At 57.7% G+C, this 17108-nt stretch carries 14 protein-coding genes, 1 tRNA gene and 1 pseudogene; 8 read left to right on the top strand and 8 right to left on the bottom strand.

Annotated features, from left to right (window positions below; translation table 11 throughout):
- Positions 1–124 precede the first annotated feature (124 nt).
- Complete coding sequence (locus J7412_RS15310) at positions 125–1183, top strand: acyltransferase (RefSeq protein WP_209079438.1); 1059 nt, start codon at positions 125–127, stop codon at positions 1181–1183.
- An 8-nt stretch (positions 1184–1191) separates the two neighbouring features.
- Here the strand turns inward: J7412_RS15310 and J7412_RS15305 are convergent, their stop codons facing one another.
- Together J7412_RS15305 and J7412_RS15300 are read right to left on the bottom strand one after the other, a co-directional pair.
- The gene (locus tag J7412_RS15305; RefSeq protein WP_209079437.1) at positions 1192–2088 is read right to left on the bottom strand and encodes a hypothetical protein; all 897 of its coding nucleotides are present in this window, start codon (positions 2086–2088) and stop codon (positions 1192–1194) included.
- Between the two features lie 145 nt (positions 2089–2233).
- Positions 2234–2845, bottom strand: a complete 612-nt coding sequence (locus J7412_RS15300; protein WP_209079436.1) for a hypothetical protein — start codon at positions 2843–2845, stop codon at positions 2234–2236.
- A 797-nt stretch (positions 2846–3642) separates the two neighbouring features.
- Here J7412_RS15300 and J7412_RS15295 point away from each other — a divergent pair.
- The 3 genes from J7412_RS15295 to J7412_RS15285 are packed head-to-tail and all read left to right on the top strand — an operon-like array spanning position 3643 to position 7349.
- On the top strand, positions 3643–5091 hold the full coding sequence (locus tag J7412_RS15295; protein WP_209079435.1) for a mannose-1-phosphate guanylyltransferase/mannose-6-phosphate isomerase: 1449 nt from the start codon (positions 3643–3645) through the stop codon (positions 5089–5091).
- 12 nt (positions 5092–5103) lie between these two features.
- Complete coding sequence (locus J7412_RS15290) at positions 5104–6252, top strand: glycosyltransferase (protein ID WP_209079434.1); 1149 nt, start codon at positions 5104–5106, stop codon at positions 6250–6252.
- A complete protein-coding gene (locus J7412_RS15285; protein WP_209079433.1) occupies positions 6249–7349 on the top strand; it encodes a glycosyltransferase family 1 protein in 1101 nt (366 codons plus the stop codon). The genes J7412_RS15290 and J7412_RS15285 overlap by 4 nt, the downstream gene beginning before the upstream one ends.
- On the opposite strand, the gene J7412_RS15280 is transcribed toward J7412_RS15285, so the two are convergent.
- Complete coding sequence (locus tag J7412_RS15280) at positions 7346–8122, bottom strand: sulfotransferase (protein ID WP_209079432.1); 777 nt, start codon at positions 8120–8122, stop codon at positions 7346–7348. The genes J7412_RS15285 and J7412_RS15280 overlap by 4 nt on opposite strands.
- 101 nt (positions 8123–8223) lie before the next feature.
- The gene (locus J7412_RS15275) at positions 8224–9855 is read right to left on the bottom strand and encodes a hypothetical protein (protein ID WP_209079431.1); all 1632 of its coding nucleotides are present in this window, start codon (positions 9853–9855) and stop codon (positions 8224–8226) included.
- A 205-nt stretch (positions 9856–10060) separates the two neighbouring features.
- Here J7412_RS15275 and J7412_RS15270 point away from each other — a divergent pair, with 205 nt between their 5' ends.
- The 3 genes from J7412_RS15270 to J7412_RS15260 all read left to right on the top strand — a co-directional run bounded on the left by J7412_RS15270 (position 10061) and on the right by J7412_RS15260 (position 12603).
- The gene (locus J7412_RS15270; protein WP_209079430.1) at positions 10061–10975 is read left to right on the top strand and encodes a glycosyltransferase family A protein; all 915 of its coding nucleotides are present in this window, start codon (positions 10061–10063) and stop codon (positions 10973–10975) included.
- Positions 10976–11149: 174 nt separating this feature from the next.
- Positions 11150–11740, top strand: a complete 591-nt coding sequence (locus J7412_RS15265; RefSeq protein WP_209079429.1) for an NAD(P)H-dependent oxidoreductase — start codon at positions 11150–11152, stop codon at positions 11738–11740.
- 140 nt (positions 11741–11880) lie between these two features.
- Entirely contained in the window at positions 11881–12603 is a 723-nt protein-coding gene (locus J7412_RS15260; protein WP_209079428.1) for a glutathione binding-like protein, read from the top strand.
- A gap of 13 nt (positions 12604–12616) precedes the next feature.
- On the opposite strand, the gene J7412_RS15255 is transcribed toward J7412_RS15260, so the two are convergent.
- Positions 12617–14866: an ATP-binding protein gene (locus J7412_RS15255; RefSeq protein ID WP_209079427.1), complete on the bottom strand. Its 2250-nt coding sequence runs from the start codon at positions 14864–14866 to the stop codon at positions 12617–12619.
- A gap of 279 nt (positions 14867–15145) precedes the next feature.
- The gene (locus J7412_RS15250) at positions 15146–15790 is read right to left on the bottom strand and encodes a 2-hydroxychromene-2-carboxylate isomerase (protein ID WP_209079426.1); all 645 of its coding nucleotides are present in this window, start codon (positions 15788–15790) and stop codon (positions 15146–15148) included.
- 303 nt (positions 15791–16093) lie between these two features.
- Here J7412_RS15250 and J7412_RS15245 point away from each other — a divergent pair, with 303 nt between their 5' ends.
- The gene (locus J7412_RS15245) at positions 16094–16675 is read left to right on the top strand and encodes a hypothetical protein (RefSeq protein WP_209079425.1); all 582 of its coding nucleotides are present in this window, start codon (positions 16094–16096) and stop codon (positions 16673–16675) included.
- A gap of 56 nt (positions 16676–16731) precedes the next feature.
- Here J7412_RS15245 and J7412_RS15240 read toward each other — a convergent pair.
- Both J7412_RS15240 and tuf read right to left on the bottom strand, forming a co-directional pair.
- Positions 16732–16807, bottom strand: a tRNA-Trp gene (locus J7412_RS15240).
- Between the two features lie 164 nt (positions 16808–16971).
- A pseudogene (gene tuf, locus J7412_RS15235) lies at positions 16972–17108 on the bottom strand (elongation factor Tu); the annotation flags it as partial.

The raw sequence follows: 17108 nt of genomic DNA, 5'->3' as shown, positions 1-17108 counted from the left end.
ATCTGCCCAATGCTGGGCACTATCATCTCCCGTAGGTTGACAGAGCCCATCTTTCCAGCAGAGCTAAAAAAGAGATCCGACCCATCTTTGTGTGCCAAGGCCCTTCGGGGAGAGGTCATTTGCTATGCTGTGTAATGTACAAGTTCTGCGCACTGTTGCCGCGACCATGGTGGTTCTGCACCACCTGCGCACGCCGTTGCTCCCGCATGCCCCATGGATCAAGGACATCCATGTAGGTGCGGCCGGGGTCGATATTTTCTTTGTAATTTCGGGCTTTATCATCACGCTGACCACGGCGCAGAGAACCGCCACGCCGGCACAGTTCTTTGCACAACGCGCTACACGCATCGTGCCGCTTTACTGGCTGTTCCTATTGCTCATCGCTGGCATGGTGGCCGTTGGGCTGCGCCCCGTTGGCCTCACCGACACAGACGCCACGCTGACCAATCTGTTCAAATCCATGGCCTTCATTCCGTTTGAACGCAGCAACGGCGCGCTTATGCCCATTCTCGGCGTCGGCTGGACCCTCAACTTCGAAGCGTTTTTCTACCTGCTCTTTGGCGCCGCGCTTTTTCTGCCCAATCGCCACCGTATGATGGCGATCACCACTTGCCTGCTGCTCTTGCCGCTGGCTGGCCTGCTTCTACAGCCCCCCGGCGCGGTGGCCCGCTTTTTCACCAACAGTATTCTCTTGGAATTTCTCGCCGGTTGCTGGCTGGCATATTGGTACCTGAATGCAGGCCCCATTGGCGGGCGGCGCAGCACCGGTTGGCTGTTGATCACAGCCGGTGGTCTTGGTCTGGCTCTCCCAGAGATTTTCGACTGGGGTCCAGATTTCCAACAGCTCATGCCGCTTCGTTTTTTAGCTTTCGGCCTGCCGGCCTTCTGCATTGTGGCTGGCGCACTTTGCCTAGAGCGCACTTCCCAATCGCTCAAATCCCCGTTTTGGCAACAACAAGGCGCTGCAAGCTACGCACTCTATCTGTCTCACACCATTGTTTTGCAAATCGGAGAAAAAGGGCTCGCAGCCCTTGAACTCGACGCCCTATTGGGGCCCATCGGCACTGCGGCAGTGCTGTTTGTTGCGGCAATCGCTGCGGGCACGGCCACCCACCTCTGGATCGAACGGCCCATAACCCGCTGGTGCCGAGACAGTTTCCCCTCAAAGCGCTCACAGGCCTAAGCCGCCAGCTATCGGTAAATCCGCTGCAGAACCGCGGCAACACTCTGAATGGCAAGCGCTTCACCGCGCGAGAAATCTTGCGCCACCACCCGTTGCGGCCGGATCTGGATCACCCCTCTGTCAAAGCGATCCGGATTACCGAGGACCGAATGATACTGCGCGCCCGGTGCGACATCCCTTTCGCCACGCCAATCCATCGAGTCCACCAGCCCCGCAAACCACGGCTCCAGCGCAGCGTGCAACGTCGGCCGCGGCGCATCGGCAAAATCCAGATAGTTCACGCGGCTCACCCTCTGCCCTCGGCGGGCCAGGCTGCGCGCGGCTTGTTCCACCTTGATCCAATCAAGCGCCGCGCTCCCCAAACTTGGCTTATTCATCAAGCTATTGGTGGAGGGTTCAAATTTCGGCTTACGCCATGACGCAATCACATCACGGGCATTGCGATAGGCGTGTAAAAACACCGGAGGACGTTCTGAAGCTGCCAAAGCCCAAGCCCGCGGCCCCGCCTTGGAACTGTCGAGCACGATCTCGGCACCGCTCGCAAACCGCACGCCGTCAAACAGCCGGACCTGCAATGCGTTAAAACGCACAATGCCCGGATCGCGCGCAATCTTCCCGAGATCATACCGCTGTCGCACAAGAAACTTATTGCGGATCACACTGGCCTCCAGCTCCGCAAGTTCCGCCAGATCATCCGCATCAATTTCAGCGTGCGACAAGGCGCTTCGCCAGAACGTGCAGTCGGGAACGGTCGCGCCACAGGAACACATCAACCCGTCAATCGGCAGCCGCCACAGCGCGTGGACTTCTCCAACGCCCACCAATCTGTCTGAACTGTTGAGAACGCGCTCCATCACCGTAGAACCGCTGCGCCCGGAGCCGATGATGTAGATCAGCCTGTCCAAGAAACCACCCGCAAAACAAATCAACCAACGCTGCCAGCTTATCGCGCGGCACGTTTGCGGTAAACGACACAGACTATTCAGGCAGGTCCGTTTGGCCAGTCGCTCATTTTTTGATCAGGCTGCTTTGCTCAACGGTATCTTGTGTTCACGCGAGAAGTGCCTCCAAGCGATCATCCTGCTGGCTTTCGCCCAGATGAAGGCCACCGAAGAGGTTGATGGACTCACTACTCCCGCCCAGCTGAGTGCGCGATGCCACAAAATCCGGACCACGCTCATCAACATGCGCCAGCTTCAACACCAACCGATCACTTTCGAAAATATCAAAGTTAATGGCGCGATCACAAACCGCATCGCCAGCCAGTGCCTTTTCAACGACATCGTCCCGCAACACATCTGATGGGCCACCATCGGCCAGAGAGTCATCAACCGTTGCCTCTGCCAAACGATCCACACCATTTGCGCCGATCACATTGTCATCTCCGTGCCCCACAAAGAGCACCTCGCCCCCTTGGCGGGAGGTCCAGCGGCTTTCATCGCAGTCAAGCTTCGGAGTTCTGTCTTTCCAGACATCGCGTTCTGCGGTGTCAGTCATTTTGTCTTCTCCACCTTGGCGCAGACCTTCTGGCTCCTGCACCGGATTGGGACTTTGCGTCCGATCTTCTCTGCCGACCATCGCGGCTTGCTTATGCGCCGGGCTGACGAGCCGCTCCGTTGGTTGCGCCATCCACTCGATAGGAATGCTCGACAGGCTGTGCATACGCACTCCGCCCGCGACATCTAGGAAACGGCCACCATTCCTCGATTCAATTCCGACACCACAATTGCTTCAACAGAGTCGATATCTCTGCGAAGTTAATTTTCTACTGATCACTGGAAACGGTGGCAGCGGCATTGCGCACGCGCCTGACACAAGATTGTTTTTGCCTTTTGAATTATTTCAAGCGTATTTGCGAGACACGAATGGTTAACAAAATAATAATTCGGCAAATTGCCGCCGAACTGACGTTAAAGCAGCAAGCAAAAAATCGCCCATAACGCCGTCAGCAATGCAGATTTCGCTCACATTCTGTTGATCAAATCCCCAAGGTCGACACGCCAATTCGACACTCGACCATTTCGATAATTTCGCCAAATCCAAACCACGGCAGCGTTTCAAAAATCACAAAATCAAAATTAATCCTTCATTAATATTTAATGAACAATACTTAACCATGAGGCGAAAAATTATGAATGACATCTCCTCAAAATCAGCGCAGCAACTGTCGATGACTCGACCTGAAAGAACGGCAAAAAAACCGAAACCGCCATGAAAACAACGCCGCATACTCTTTCGTGCGGAACTTTCCTCAAACGGTTAGTTCATGCGCAAAAGAGCTGGCAGTCAGCCTAATTTTCAGGCAATCTCCCGCAGCGGGTGATAGTTTTGTGACAATGTTCTCAATAACTTGAGGCAGTCACATGATACACTTATACCTGAATTCAGTTTCAGGATCTGCGTATACCCTCCCTGAATATTCTTCAGGATCTGTAGATTAATATTGGAGATAAACCCGAATGAAAGTTTCGCCGGTTTTACTTTGTGGCGGTTCTGGAACGCGCTTGTGGCCTCTTTCTAGAAAGAGTTACCCCAAGCAATTTGTCGAATTGGTTGGCAAACACACTCTTTTTCAATCATCCGCCCAGCGCCTTACGGGCGGAATTGAGAATATGAGTTTCTCAACCCCCGTTGTTATTACAAATTCCGACTTCCGTTTTATTGTCACCGAGCAATTAATGGATATCGGAATTGACCCCAAAACCATTCTAATTGAGCCCGAAGGCCGCAATACCGCACCCGCCGTATTGGCAGCGGCCCTGCACCTTCACTCCGAAGACCCGGACGCCGTCATGCTTGTGGGGCCATCTGACCACGTGGTGCCTGATGTGACCGCATTTCAGGCCAGTGTCAAAGCAGCGCTGCCTGCGCTTGAGCGTGGTGAACTGGTGACATTCGGCATCACGCCAACCTCTCCGGAAACCGGCTACGGCTACTTGGAGCTCGAAGGCTCTCCCAAGAACGCTGAAGGCACGATCAAGCTGTCGCGCTTTGTCGAAAAACCAAAGCTTGAAGTGGCTCAAGCCATGCTTGAGCAGGGCAACTATCTTTGGAATGCCGGCATCTTCCTGTTCAAAGCCAAAGACATTATCGCGGCCTTTGAGGCGCACGCACCCAACCTCATCGCCCCGGTCCAAGCCTCCGTTGAGGCGGCCGAAGTGGACCTTGGTTTCCTGCGTCTGGCGCCAGAGCCCTGGAGCGAGGCCGAAGACATCTCCATCGACTACGCGGTGATGGAGCGGGCATCCAATCTCTCTGTGATGCCTTTCACCGGCTATTGGTCTGACCTTGGCGGTTGGGACTCCGTATGGCGCAACAGCGATCAGAACGATCAGGGCGTCGCGCTATCAGGCAATGCCACCGATATAGGCTGCCGCAACACCTTGCTGCGCTCTGAAACCGACACCCAGGAAATCGTCGGCATCGGCCTCGAAAACATCATTGCCGTGGCCATGAACGACGCGGTTTTGGTCGCGGATATGAGCAAGGCGCAAGACGTGAAACACGCCGTCACCGCGCTCAAGGCCAAGAACGCCTTGCAGGCAACCGCATTCCCCAAAGATCACCGTCCTTGGGGCTGGTTTGAAAGCCTCGTCATTGGCGATCGTTTTCAGGTCAAACGTATCCATGTCCACCCGGGCGCATCCCTGTCTCTGCAATCCCATCACCATCGGGCAGAGCACTGGATCGTCGTGGAGGGCACGGCAAGAGTAACGGTGGACAACACCGAACAACTGGTATCGGAAAACCAATCAATCTACGTCCCGCTTGGGGCAGTTCACCGGATGGAAAACCCTGGCAAAGTCCCCATGGTTCTCATCGAAGTTCAAACCGGCAGCTATCTCGGCGAAGATGACATCATTCGCTACGAAGATGTGTATTCGCGGGGGCAAGGTGCCAAAGGATAGGTAGGTTTCGCCATGTTGATGCGCTCCCCGGCACGCAACATCGCACTTGTACATGACTGGTTCCCCGGACTTGCTGGAGGAGAGCACGTAACCGCCGAATTGGCGCGTGCTTTCCCCGGCGCTCCCATACATACTCTCTTTGATTTTCTCACCAAGGAAGAGCGTGACTACGCAACAAACGGTGGGCTCAGCCCGCTCAAGGTCAGCCGCCTTAACCGGCTGCCCGGCGTGCAGAAATACTACCGATATCTGCTGCTTCAATGCGCCCGCGAGATCGAAAAATTCGACATGCGCGGCTTTGATTGCGTGATCAGCTCCTCCGCCGCCTTTTCCAAGGGCGTGATCACCGGGGTCGATCAACCCCATATCGCTTATATTCACTCGCCACCCCGCTATGCTTGGGATCTTGCGCCAGAATATCTGGACAGTCTCGGCGGCGGCTTTCTAGGCCAGCTGAAGCGCCATCTCGCACATGGCATGCTCCACAAATTCCGCCTCTGGGATCTGCGCACGGTGAATATGGTGGACCACATCGTCGCCAATTCGGAATTCATCGCCAAGCGCATCGAGAAGGTCTACCGCCGCAAGGCGCAGGTGATCCACCCTCCCATTGATATGGAGCGTTTCCCCTATAACGAAGGCGCGCGTGATGACTACTTTGTCACCGCATCCCGCTTTGTGCCCTACAAACGCATCGACCTCATTGTCGAAACCTTCGCCCGCCGCCCGGACCTCAAACTCAAAGTCGTGGGCACCGGGCCGGAGCAGTCGCGCATCATGGCGCTTGCCGGTCCCAACGTGGAGTTCACGGGCCGCCTTGCCGACGCCGATATGGCCAAGTGTTTTCGCAATGCCCGCGCCTTTCTTTTTGCCGCACTTGAGGATTTTGGCATGGTCCCGGTTGAGGCGCAGGCCTGCGGCACTCCGGTCATAGCCTTTGGTGTCGGTGGCTCTGCTGAGACCGTGCGCGGGCTGGACAAAGGCGATCCCACCGGCGTGCTCTATAACGAACAAAGCATTCCGTCGCTGCTCGGAGCGGTCGATCAATTCCTTGCGGTCGAGGACGACATCAAACCCAAAGCCGTGCGCCGCCACGCCGAAAGCTTCCGCAAAGAAGTGTTTCAGAAAAAAATGCAGCAGCTGGTTGAGGAGATCATGTGACGACCCGACTTCCGGTTTTTGTCAACGGGCGCTTCTTGACCGCAGACACCACAGCAGTGAACACAGTCGCGCGCGAGCTGACCCTTGCCTTGGCCAGACTTCAGGCGACTGATGCGGACGTCGCCGCCCGCTATGACCTCAAAGTGGTTGTCCCCCCCGCCGCGAAAAAAGCGGCGCAAGCTTTGGGCATCCCGTTTCAGGTCTTCGGTCGCCTCGGCGGCATTTTCTGGGAACAACTCGAGCTGCCCCGCCTGAGCCGCCGCGGCCGCATCGCCGGCTTTTTTAACACCGCTCCGCTGCTCGGCAAAAACCACGTCACCATGCTGCACGATGCCCATGTTTTTGATGCGCCGGAAAGCTACAGCTTCACCACGCGTCAGTGGCGCAAGCTGCTGTCTTATGGTGCGGCCACTGATGGGCGCCTGGTGCTGGCGGTGTCGGAATATTCCAAGTCCCGACTGGTGGCTTTGGGCATCGCCAAATCAGATCAGATCCATGTGGTCTCAAATGGCGTCGGCCATCTGGCCGCCCTGTCCTCACACAGCTACAACCCGAACAATGCCCCGCTGAAGACGCCTTATTTTGTGGCCCTCTCGAGCCTGCAGGATCACAAAAACATCACCGTCTTGCTACAGGCCTTTGCACGGCCCGACATGCAAAATGCCCAGCTGGTGCTGGTCGGAAAATCCACCAAACAGGCCTTCCTGAGCGCAGGCCATGTGGTGCCAGACAACGTCCATTTCCCGGGATTTGTCTCCAATCGGGAACTCGCTGCGCTCTATCAGGGGGCCGTTGCCGTGCTCACGCCATCACGCACCGAAGGCTTCGGCCTTCCCCCTGCCGAAGCGTTGACACTGGGCACTCCGGCCATCGCCGCGCCTTGCGGAGCGCTGCCTGAAGTGTGCGGTGACGGCGCACTTTACGCGGATCCCGACAACCCTGAGGACTGGGCGATCAGCGCCCAACTCCTGATGAGTCAACCCGCCCTGCGCAGCTCTCTGATCGCTGCGGGCCGCGCGCATATTTCCGACTTCACCTGGGAGAATGCCGCCCGCGCGGTGATTGCCGCGCTGGATCAGCACCGGGTTGCGTCCTAACCCTCTTCCATCATGTGCAATAACGCCTCAAAGGCCTTCCGACATTGCGCCATTAGGGACGGCGCAATGTTGGGCACCGGCACGTCCTCTTGAGGCACGCGCCGTTCAATCCTGGCATGGTTGCCACTTTGGATCGGATCGCCCGCCCCCGCCCCGATGCTCGCCGCCCGGCTGACATAGCGGTTCTGTAGCGGAGGGGTCATTTGCAGCATGTCCTGAATGCGCGCCACGGCGGCCTCCGGATCAGAGAGCAACTCCTCACTGCGCAACCCGATACGCCGCTCTGGCGCAAACCGTGGCCACAGGCGTGTGAGCCGCCGCACCCGCGCCAGATAATATTGCGCCGCTGTGGTCTCATCGGGATATTCACTGGACCCCACATGCTGGAACAGATTGGCCACCGATGGGATTGTCGGCTCCGGCGCCCGCAACAAGAAGACCACACGCGCAGCAAAAAATGCCTCCGGCAGGTCACGGTCGAGCCGGTTGTGGAGCATCTTGTCAAACAGGTATCGCGCGCTTGGCGACCACGCGCTGCGCCTTGCCTGATTGACCGCCAGCTGCCCCAGGCTCCCGCGTCCTTGATAAGAAATATGCGCCTCGCCGTATCCCGATATCTGAGGATGGCTGCACAGCACGTTGGACAAGGCTGTCGTCGCGCCGCGCATGTGAGACATCACAAATATCGCGCGGTCAAAGCGGCATTGCGGATTGACCGCCGCCACCGCGGCCCCCACCGGTGCCTTCACAAATGATCTCACAGAAACGGTCATAAAAATGGCCAAACACACAGAATACAAGCTTATTCCTGCGCCATCGCCTCTCCTGTGTCAAAGCTTCATGGACCCGAAGCGACCCTTTTCCCACCCGCTGCTCAGTTACGGGCAACCTCAGCATCAAAAAGCTGAAATCGGTGGCGCAAACTATCCCCACGCATTGAGCCATTGGTCCGCACGACGATGTCCAATGCCTGTCCCGCACCCAGTTTGACACCCGTCAGTGCGATCTCTTCCTCGGTCTGCACACCCTGCTGCACCAGCACCTCACCGCTGGCCTTGATGACAACCATCACGCCATCGCCAGCCTGCCCCGTGGTCTCCAGCTTGCCGGACACATCGAGCGTAACGTCCTGCCCTGAGACATAGCGATGCACGATCCCGATATCCTGAGCGCGGCGTCCACCCAGCTGCATCCCGCGCGCTGTCAGCCGCACACCTTCGGCAAGGTCCGTGCCAAGGTAAGGCGTCCAGGGCCTGCGCCGCGCCTCCTGCCCCGGTCGTGTGACAAATGGCACATCGTCAGCCCCAGCCAACTGCAGGAAACGCTGAAACCCCGGCGCATTGCCTAGAGCTTCCCCCTCCGAAGGGTAGGCAAACTGATCAAAACTATCGGCCAGCAGTGCCTGCGCCCCCAGCCGAATATCCGTGCCCAGCGCAAGTGGCCGCTCTGCGCTGAAAACCAACGGTGCCTCCCGTGACAAGACCATCTCTTCGCGGGCAAGCACCACCACCGCATCAGCGCCGCGCACGGTCACATCTGACGCCAATACGGTCACCGGACGCGGCGCACCCCATAGCACCAACTGGCGACCGCCATTAAAGGCGCAGCCATAGGTAAAGGCCCCTGCGCCAACCGTCTCAACATCCGTGCCAGCCATCTCTGCCGCGATCATGCGATAGCTGCGCCCCGCAGGCTCAATCCGCCCATCGCGCGTAAATAGCCCCGCATATTTCCCCCTGCGCACCAGCGGATACCAAGCCACACGATCCACTCCCGCCAGTGCCATCTGGCAATAATACCGCAGCATGTAGCCCGGCGCCGCCTCCCGGTCGATATGACCAAACTCCGTCACATCAATGCCAAGCCCCGCCATCTCCGGGTGCCGCCGCAAAACCGCCACTTGCCGCACAAACTGTTCCGGCTCTGTGGTGTAGGGATGAAGCGCAATGGCATCCATCCACGCCGCCGCACCCTGATCAAGAAGCCGCCACAGATAGCCTGCGGGGATCGAATGCGCGGCCCCACCGATGATGCGCACCTCTGGGGCTCGCGCACGCAACCTCTCTGAAACGGCGGCCAGATGCGCCGCATGCAAATCCGCGCGCGCCATCGGCCCCAACTTAAGCGCCGGACCTTTGACAAAACTGCCTCCGTTAAACTCATTGGCCACCTCTATGGCCTTCACGCCCGGGTAGGCCGCAGCCACCGCCTCCACATAGCGCGCAAAGGCGGCGATGCCGTGTTCTGTCATCACCGTATTGCCTGCCTCATAAAGCGGGTTGGCGGGATGCACGATCAGCGTTGTCGCGACCTTCTCCAGATCAAATTGCGCAGGAAAACCCGTGCGCGGCCTGCCGAAGTCATAAGCGCCTGCCTCGCGTTCCAGCTCTTTCCAGGAAATGGAATCGCGCATGTTGAGAATGGGAAACGCCTGCGCCAGTCGCAGCACGCGATCCTGCTGATCCACGCCAAAATTGCTTGCCACGCCAATTGGCGGTGCCCTCAATTTCCCCTCAGCGCCACTTTGCTGCGCAGATAGAAAACCGCCCAACAGCACAGTGGCGATAATCTGCCTAAGCAGCGGACCTCTTTTGCGAAATACCACCAAACACACCACCAAAAACCGGAAAAGGCACAACTGTCACTTTATCGCATTATGCAACCTGCTAGACATATAGACACTGGAAAATGAAATTTTTCGGAGTGCTTGTATGTCGGTTGCCCCAAAGCGCGTAGCAGTGGTGATTTGCTCGCTTGGTCGCTCTGACACTCTGGCCCAAATGATGCCCTATCTGATGCGGCAGACCGTCTTGCCCAGCCGGATCCTGCTGGTGGTCACCAAACCTGAAGACGCGCCGGATTTTGCAAAACTCCTCCCCCATGCACCTGTCCTCCCAGAGGTGATCCTCTCAGAAAAAGGCTCTTCCCGGCAACGCAATGTCGGGCTGGATCACGTTGTGGATCATTCCGATTTTGTCTTCTTTCAAGATGACGACTATGTGCCCAGCTGCCATGTGATTGCGGACATCATCAAAGCTTTTGAGGCCTTCCCGGAGGTGACCGGCGTCACCGGCAATCTCTTGGCGGATGGGATCAACTCTGAGGGCATCAGCATCAAGGAGGCGGGGCATGCCGTGGTCAATTGGGAGCAGCAAGCGCCGGACGCTGGAAGGGGGGAACCAACAATCCTGAACTCCGGCCTGCTTGGGCTTTACGGCTGCAACATGGCGGTGCGGTCCTCTGCGGCCAAAGACGTGCGCTTTGACGAGAAACTCCCGCTCTATGCATGGCAGGAAGATCTCGACTTTGGCGCCCGCCTGCCCGGCCAGAAGGTCAGACTGCAAAGCCTCGTCGGAGTGCATTGCGGCGTCAAATCCGGCCGCGAGCGCAACGGCGCAATCCTAGGCTATTCCCAGATCGCCAACCCGCTCTACCTGATCCGCAAAGGCAGCATACCGTGGCGGCGCGGCCTGACCATGTGCCTGCGCAACTTCACCGCCAACCACCTGCGAGCCCTGCGCCCGGAGGCATGGGTGGACAGACGCGGCCGCGCCCGCGGCAACTGGATCGCCATTGCCGATGTGCTGATGGGCCGGTCTGACCCCGAAAAGATCCTGAAAATGTAATTGGGGGGGGGCGCCTAATGCCTTCCGTTCAATGGCTTTTCTCATCCCCTCTGCAAGTTTCACGGAAATGTGCGGATTTGAGAAACGCGCACAGGTTGAACTTCACATTGGGCAACCACACGTCCTGCGCACCGCACCTCCCCAAGCGGTTGTCCCAAATGCAAGGAATGCATCATGACCAACATACTGATCCTCAACGGCGCCCAACCCTATGAATTTGCACCGGGCCGGCTTAACGCCTCTTTGACCGATCGCGCCCGCGCAGCGCTCGAAGCCAAAGGCCATGACGTGCGCGTCACAACTGTCGCCGAGGGCTATGACGTAGACGCCGAGATCGCGAACCACCAATGGGCGGACACTGTGATTTTCCAGTTCCCGGTCAACTGGATGGGCGTGCCGTGGTCCTTCAAGAAATACATGGATGAAGTCTATACCGCCGGTCTGGATGGCCGCTTAAGCGCGGGCGATGGCCGCACCGAAGAAGCCCCCAAAGCCAACTACGGCATGGGTGGCGCGCTCACCGGCACCCGCTACATGTTGTCGGTCACATTCAACGCTCCGCGTGAATCCTTTGATGATCCTGCCGAGTCTCTTTTTGCCGGTGGCAGCGTCGATGACCTGCTGCGCCCAATGCACCTGAACGCAAAGTTCTTTGACATGTCCGCCTTGCCAACCTTTGCCGCGTTTGACGTGATGAAGAACCCTGACATTGCCGCGGATTTTGAGCGTTTTGACGCCCATCTCGCGGCACATCTCGCAGGCTGACGGCCAACGCCCCAACCAAACTTGCATCCCAAACTCGGCGGCTGCACCGGTCAAATGTGCAGCCGCCAGCCACGTGTCGCCAGCAATAGGCGAAACTGCTAGCCTGAGGGTGCAAGCTTGCCGAACCCCGGAGTGCCCTCATGACCACGCCAGACATCCACCTATATACCGCCGCCACAATGAACGGCTACAAACCGGTCCTGTTTCTGGAAGAGGCCGGCGTTCCCTACGATCTGACATTCGTTGATTTTGGCAAACGCGAGCAGAAAGCGCCGGACTATATGAAACTCAACCCGAACGGGCGCATCCCCACCCTCGTGGATCGCTCAAACGGCGATTTTGCGGTGTTTGAGAGCGGCGCAATCCTTTGGTATCTGGCCGAAAAATACGGGAAGTTCCTGCCAACAGATCCAAACGCACGGTCCGAGACACTGCAGTGGCTGATGTTTCAAATGGGCGGTGTCGGGCCGATGATGGGCCAAGCCATGTACTTCCAGCGCATCGCCGCGCCCAACGGGCATGAAGAGCCCTACGCAATCAAGCGCTATGTGGATGAGAGCCGCCGCCTTCTCGAAGTGCTCAACACCCGCCTTAAAGGCCGCGAGTGGCTTGCGGGCGAGAATTACAGCATCGCCGATATGGCAACCTTTCCATGGGCACGTGCGTACGTATGGGCCAAGGTTTCGATCGACGGGCTGTCGCATCTGCAAGCGTGGTTTGACCGCATCGACGCCCGCCCTGCAACGCAAAGAGCACTCACCATCCCCAAGGCCCAGCCGCAATTCTGGAGCGCCTCAGCGCAGGATGAGGCCTTTGGCGCCGAAAATGCTGCGCGCTTTGCGATGGATGCAAAACAGCCCTAGGTCACGCCAAGCGTCACGCTGCGCCGGTGATCTGCCCGTTTTTCTGGTGATCTGCAATCCAGTTCAAAAGCTGAACCTTGCGCAGCGGCTTTGTAAGAAACTCATCCATGCCTGCATCCAGGCACGCCTGCATTTCCCCATCAAAGGCATGTGCGGTCAGCGCCACAATGGTCGGCTGCGCAATGGCCATTTTGCGAATGGCTTTCGTCGCTTCCACGCCGTTTAGGCGAGGCATCGACATGTCCATGAAAATCAGGTTGGGCGCAAAACCCTCAACCATCTCGACCGCTTCCTGTCCATCTTCGGCAAAGGCCAGCTCCAGCGGTTGATCCTTGAGGTATTTTTTCATCAGGAAACGGTTGGTCTGATTGTCCTCAGCCACAAGTATGCGCAGCCCCGGCTCGATCTGTGCGGGCGCATCTGTGTTGGCGGCCTGCATAGGGGACAGCTCAGACTGCTCCACATCCTCATAAGGTATCTCAACGCAGAACGTCGCCCCCTCGCCGGGCTCGGATTCCACCATGATGCTGCCACCCATCACATCCAAAATATGCCGCGTGATCGACAGACCAAGCCCCGTACCGCCAAACTTGCGCGAGGTCGCGGCTTCGGCTTGGGTGAAGTGATCAAAAATCTTGTCCTGCTGATCTTTCGGAATACCGACCCCCGTGTCGCTGATTTCACAGATCAGGCGCCGCCCCTTCGCATCACAGGTGTGGCGCAGCATCACATCTACCCCTCCAGTGTCGGTGAACTTGATGGCGTTGCCCAAAATATTGGTCAGAACCTGACGGATGCGCCCGTCATCAGCCTTCACATAGTCCGGGGTGCTTTCCCCGACATTAAAGGTGATCACCAGCCCTTTGTCGTCCGCCGCAGGGCTCAACAGATCCAAGGTCTCCTTGATGCAGGCGTGTGGTGAAAACACCACCGGATGCAACTGCATCCGCCCGGCATCCAACTTGGACAGGTCCAGAATGTCGTTGATGATTGCCATCAGCGACATGGAGGATCCGCGAATGGTCTCGGTAAAGCGCGCCTGTTCTGTGTCCAGCTGGGTTTCAGCCAAAAGATCGGCCATGCCGATCACACCGGACAGCGGCGTGCGAATCTCATGGCTCATGTTTGCCAGAAACTCCGCTTTGGTGCGTGCCCCCTGCTCAGCCGCCTCACGGGCTTTCACCATGTCTTGCGAGTGTTGACGCGCTTCCGTCACGTCCCTTTCAATGGACACGAAGAACTCAACTTCGCCAGTTTCATCGCGGATCGGACAGAGGTTCACATCCACCCAGATGCGTCGACCGTCCTTGGTCACATTCTGCAGCTCACCGCGAAAAGCCCGGCCGGCGGCCACAGCATCTTCAATGGGTTTGTAGCTCCGCAGCTCTTCGATGTTGCCGGTCAACAGATCGACAATCGCCTGCCCCTTTGCCTCTGCCAAAGAAAACCCTGTGATCCTTGTGAAAGCGTCATTCACCCAGACGATGTGCCGGTTCTTGTCAGAAATGATCACACAGTCGTTGGCGTTGCGAGCCACCAGAGACAACTGGCGCATCTCGGTCTGCTGTTCCTGCAGGCGCGCCGTCACCGCCTTCATCTCCGCCCGCTGCTGTCGCAAATCCTGGGTGATACGGGCGTTTTCCAGCCCCGCCCGCGAGAACGCGATGAACATATAACACAGGCAAAACATCAGCATCACGCTGGAGGCGCGTATGAGGTAGAACGGCTCAAAGGACCCCAGCTGCAGAGCATGCACCCCCATCAGCACAAACGGGGCGCTGGCATAGAAAAACAATCTGCAAATGGCTGTTGCTGGGTTTTTCGGCAGGGCAATTGTCGCATTCACCGCGCCTATACAGAGCGCCCCAACGACAAAGAGCAAATCTGCCTCTTCAAGCTCCGCAAAATAAAACACTGCAATGCTGGCCACAAAGGCGCCACCCTGAATGGCGCTGGAGATCACAGCCAGCCTTTGAGCAGGCCGCAACCGCCCTGCGTCAATCAGGCGGCGCACATGGGTTCTCAGGATATGGCTGTCCAACCAATCACCGCCAACCGCGAGCAGAAAGGCAATCGCAACAATCCGCGGATCCAGCGCAAAGCTGGCGATGAAACAGCCAATCGCAAAGAGCACCAGCCGCGCCTTCCAACGCGCAGCCCGCTCCTCTGCATACTCTTTAAGCAGCTGACAGCGATTGCGCTGCGCGGCATCAGCCGGCAGGGCGTCCTGCGCAGAATAAAGTGCTGTCGGTGCCTGGGTCATGGTCTCGTTAGAGGATAAAAAGGTATTCAGAAACTATTCTAAGGGTCACAAACGTTAACATCGCTACTGGGAAGACCGCCATTTTTCATAGCGTTTTCAGTATTCTAAAAATCATTTGTTGTAAATTTTAAGTTGATCACACGGCTGATCGTGCGGTCAGACACTTACTTTTGGGTGAGCACTCAAGTCAAGCCACCCGTTATGCGCTTACACGCCGCGACGTCACGTACAAATCCGTCGCCCGCCCGCAGCGCATAAAAACCGGCAAACAGCCTAGCCTCAGCCAACCGTCGGGTTTTGGAACCGATGCGGGCCAAAGGGCGTCTCCAGCGCGTAATCCAAGAGCTCCAAGTGGTCCTGCCCATAGAACATGTCCCCGTTCAACACATAGGTGGGCGAGCCAAATACGTTGCGTGCCATGGCCTCCTGCGTGTTTGCCGCCAACTGCGCCTGTACCGGCTCCGACATCGCCGCCTCCAGCAACCCGGCCGCATCTACCCCTTCACGTTGCAGCACCTCGGCCAAGGCCCCTGCATCGCTCAAATCCATATCGTCACGCCAATGGCCCTGCAGCAGGGCAAAGGCCAGACTGTCCAGATCACACCCCGCCTTTGCCGCCGCAATCATTACGCCGCTGGAGAGCGCGAGCGGCGCATCGTGAAAACTCGGACGATGCCCAAGCACCTCCACGCCCCGGAACGCGGCCCACCGCTCGATTTCGCGGCCAAAGAAATAGTCCACATGCGCCTGTGTCCGGCCCGCAAAAGACAGCCCTCCCGCATGCTCCACGACTGGCGACAGCTCTATGGGCCGATGCCGCAAGCTCGCGCCCTTCCTGGCACAGATGTCCAGCAGCCTCTGATGCCCGATATAGGCAAAGGCAGAGTGGGTGGAGTAAAAATATTCAATCTCGATTTCAGCCATAGCGGGACGCTAACAGCGGCCCTCTCCCATAACCAGAAGAAAGCTCCAGCCCCCGCCGCCGCCCCGCACAACAAATCAGCAGCCACCGGCTCAACTCCGCCTGTGGCGCGTCACAGGCAGATAACACTCTGCCGCTACGACAACCCATGATAGCTTACCTGCGGCGCACAGCGGCACGCTCATCCGCCGGGGATCGCTGAGAATTTCGATCAGTCCTGCCCCCTTTTAGAGCCTGTCAAATGTGCCGCTACGGGCCCCAAGGCCCGGTCTGTGCCAGTATGGATAGTGTTAAGGACGAGAGACATGAAACGGCTTTTGATTGTCACCGGTTTTGAATCTTCCGGCAGCGTATTCCTTGCCCGCGTGGCCTCACACGTGCTCCAGAAATGCAAAACCTTCGGCGCGTGGGATGGCTACGGCTGGAACGGCGACAGGGGCGACGATCTGGTGATCATCCACCGTTCGATGCCCTACTCCCGCGGGCCAAAAAAATGGTTTGAGGAGCTTCAGGACGAAATCAAGGATCTGGCCGACTATGATGTGCGCTTCGTGATCTGCACCCGCGACCTTTCCATCAGCCGCACCAGCCGCCAGCTCCGATTTGGCGGCGCGACCGCGACGTACAAAGCCGATGATGCGCGCGCGCGTGATATCTTCGCCAACATCATGCAGACACATGAGTATTACATCTTCAGCTTTGAAAGCGCACTGGCGCTGCGCGAGATCTACTATCAGGATTTCTACAAATGGCTTGGGGTGGAGAGCAGCTTCTCGCCTCCACTCTTTGATGCCAACGCGCCTTATGTGAAGTTCAAAACCCCGCAACGCGCCATCAAACTGGCCCGCATGTCCGCCGGTCGCTTCAGGCGCATGGTCCGCATTTAACGCGTCGAACCCGCCGCTAAGCGCACGGTTCTCTGACACAGGTATCTTTTGGGAAATGGCAGGGGCACCAGGGCTCGAACCCGGGACCTACGGTTTTGGAGACCGTCGCTCTACCAACTGAGCTATACCCCTAACGTGAGCAGTTTCGTAGTGCAGTGCTGCAGGAAGGGCAAGAGGGAAAACGCGCAAAATGCGTTCTCATCGCGGCTTTCTTCCCTTGGCGGGACCGCGCCTTACCAAAGCAAAAGGGGGCGCCAAATGGCACCCCCTTCCGTGTCAAAAATCAGCAGAACTGATTATTCGACGATTTTGGACACAACACCGGAACCAACGGTGCGGCCGCCTTCACGGATCGCGAAGCGCAGGCCGGCTTCCATTGCGATCGGTGCGATCAGCTCAACGTTGAACTTCAGGTTGTCGCCAGGCATCACCA

Origin of the sequence: Shimia sp. R9_3 (assembly GCF_017743755.1) — a bacterium.
Taxonomy (GTDB): Bacteria; Pseudomonadota; Alphaproteobacteria; order Rhodobacterales; family Rhodobacteraceae; genus Shimia.
Note: the sequence above shows the minus strand (reverse complement) of the source record. Positions and strands in the feature narration are given on the sequence as shown.

Excerpts from the sequence above, each read along its gene's own strand:
- J7412_RS15310 (WP_209079438.1), top strand. The coding sequence starts at position 125 with ATGCTGTGTAATGTACAAGTTCTGCGCACTGTTGCCGCGACCATGGTG.
- J7412_RS15300 (WP_209079436.1), bottom strand. The coding sequence starts at position 2,845 with ATGCACAGCCTGTCGAGCATTCCTATCGAGTGGATGGCGCAACCAACG.
- J7412_RS15295 (WP_209079435.1), top strand. The coding sequence starts at position 3,643 with ATGAAAGTTTCGCCGGTTTTACTTTGTGGCGGTTCTGGAACGCGCTTG.
- J7412_RS15290 (WP_209079434.1), top strand. The coding sequence starts at position 5,104 with ATGTTGATGCGCTCCCCGGCACGCAACATCGCACTTGTACATGACTGG.
- J7412_RS15280 (WP_209079432.1), bottom strand. The coding sequence starts at position 8,122 with ATGACCGTTTCTGTGAGATCATTTGTGAAGGCACCGGTGGGGGCCGCG.
- J7412_RS15270 (WP_209079430.1), top strand. The coding sequence starts at position 10,061 with ATGTCGGTTGCCCCAAAGCGCGTAGCAGTGGTGATTTGCTCGCTTGGT.
- J7412_RS15265 (WP_209079429.1), top strand. The coding sequence starts at position 11,150 with ATGACCAACATACTGATCCTCAACGGCGCCCAACCCTATGAATTTGCA.
- J7412_RS15260 (WP_209079428.1), top strand. The coding sequence starts at position 11,881 with ATGACCACGCCAGACATCCACCTATATACCGCCGCCACAATGAACGGC.
- J7412_RS15255 (WP_209079427.1), bottom strand. The coding sequence starts at position 14,866 with ATGACCCAGGCACCGACAGCACTTTATTCTGCGCAGGACGCCCTGCCG.
- J7412_RS15250 (WP_209079426.1), bottom strand. The coding sequence starts at position 15,790 with ATGGCTGAAATCGAGATTGAATATTTTTACTCCACCCACTCTGCCTTT.
- J7412_RS15245 (WP_209079425.1), top strand. The coding sequence starts at position 16,094 with ATGAAACGGCTTTTGATTGTCACCGGTTTTGAATCTTCCGGCAGCGTA.